Annotated in this window: 2 protein-coding genes; one reads left to right on the top strand and one right to left on the bottom strand. The window is 62.3% G+C overall.

Annotation, left to right across the window (positions count from 1 at the left end):
* The first annotated feature begins 294 nt into the window (after positions 1-294).
* Positions 295-828 carry a cytochrome b gene (locus tag B2V21_RS21325; protein ID WP_286917958.1) on the top strand — a complete coding sequence of 178 codons (534 nt, stop codon included), beginning with the start codon at positions 295-297 and terminating at the stop codon, positions 826-828.
* A gap of 20 nt (positions 829-848) precedes the next feature.
* Here the strand turns inward: B2V21_RS21325 and B2V21_RS21330 are convergent.
* The coding region (locus B2V21_RS21330; RefSeq protein WP_286917959.1) for a DUF945 family protein at positions 849-1,606 on the bottom strand (758 nt) is incomplete at its 5' end.

The following is a 1,606-nucleotide window of genomic DNA, read 5'->3' on the forward strand; positions in this document are numbered from 1 at the left end:
CCAGGAGAATCTTGTGGCTGAATTTCAGGGTTTTTTGCATGGCCGATAGGTCCGCTGTGTAGTTGCAGGGGCTATCGGCACCGACTTGCCGCTATTGAATGAAATGAAACAGAAACATGAATCGATTCATCTTTTCCGACTGGCGGTTATAGGGTCATCGGACAATACCTGCCTGACCGTTACGCCGTTCGCACCATGGCGATAACGGACATACTATGACCAGGTGGGTGCAGCCGGCCGGCACGCCGACATCGAGATACGTCCGCCAGGTGCGGCGCTTGAGGAAGTGAGAGGATGGTGATCGAACGCTACAACGGCTTCGCCCAGGCATTGCACTGGCTGACGGTCGCCGCGCTGTGCCTGGTACTGCCCTGTGTCTGGGTCGCGGAGAACTTCCCACCCGGCCCGGTGCGGGTGCTCTGGTACCTGGCCCATGAATCCATGGGCATCAGCGTCGGCCTGCTGGTGCTGATCCGGCTGACCTGGCGCTGGCGGCACCCAGCTCCGGCCTATCGTTCGGACATTGGCGCTTGCACCCGGATGCTCGCCCACTTGAACCATGGCCTGTTGTACGCCGTACTGCTGGCCATGCCGGTGACCGGCTACCTGATGGCGGGTAATGGCCAGGATGTGCCGTTCTTCGGCCTGGTATCGCTGCCTGGATTCGCCAAGAACGAGGACCTGGGCAAAGTGGCCAACACCGTCCATGTGTGGGGCCAGTTTGCGGTGTACGGCCTGATCGTCATGCACGTGGCCGCCACGGTATGGCACGTGGCGGTGCGGCGCGACGGCATGCTCGAACGCATGCTGCCGCCGCAGCGCGACTGACGCTTGCGGTACCCCTGCCCTCAGCGCTGCCCCATGACGCCGACCTGGCCGAGCATCTGGGCGAATTGCTGCAGCGGCATCTTCTGACCGTTGAAATCCACCACGGCATCGCTGTAGCGCAGGGTAGCGCGCAAGTGTTCGCCTTCATCCTTGACCAAGCCCAGCATCTGCCCCAAGCCGGCAATGGTCGCAGTCAGATCACGTCCGGCCTGGGCCACACGCGCCGGGTCGGTCTGCCCTTGCAGGCTGGCTTGCAGACTGCCCACGTCTGCGAGCATCGGCTTGGACAGCTGCAGATCGGCTTGCAGGCTGCTGATCAGCGCAGGCCAATAGGCGGCCAAGCCCGGTTGGGCCGACCCTGGGTTGGCCAGCTGTGCGGTCATGCTCAAATGACTTTCACCGTGTTCAGTGGCCAGGCTCAATCGTTCCAGTTGCAGCTGGGGTTTGGCGTTCAGCAACGTGCCAACGACAGCCTCCAGCTGACGACGCTCCGCCGGAGTCAGGCGCAGCGGCGGTAGCGAGCCATCAGGCAACGGTGTCTGCCATTGTGGTGCGATGATGGTTTGATACAAATTGCCGAATTCGCGGCTGGCGGCGATGTCGAGGTTGGCCAGCTTGAGGCTCATCTGCAGCGCGCCGACCGAGCGGCTGGCATAGTTCAAGGCGCCGACGCTGTAGCTGGCCTGGACATTCAGGTTGCCTTCGACTTCCTGCATCAGGCCGGAAGCGGAAAGATTTTCCACCCGTACGGGCGCAACATCGGCGCCTTGCAGGCTGG

Origin of the sequence: Pseudomonas sp. UBA6276 (genome assembly GCF_002438365.1) — a bacterium.
GTDB lineage: Bacteria > Pseudomonadota > Gammaproteobacteria > Pseudomonadales > Pseudomonadaceae > Aquipseudomonas > Aquipseudomonas coleopterorum.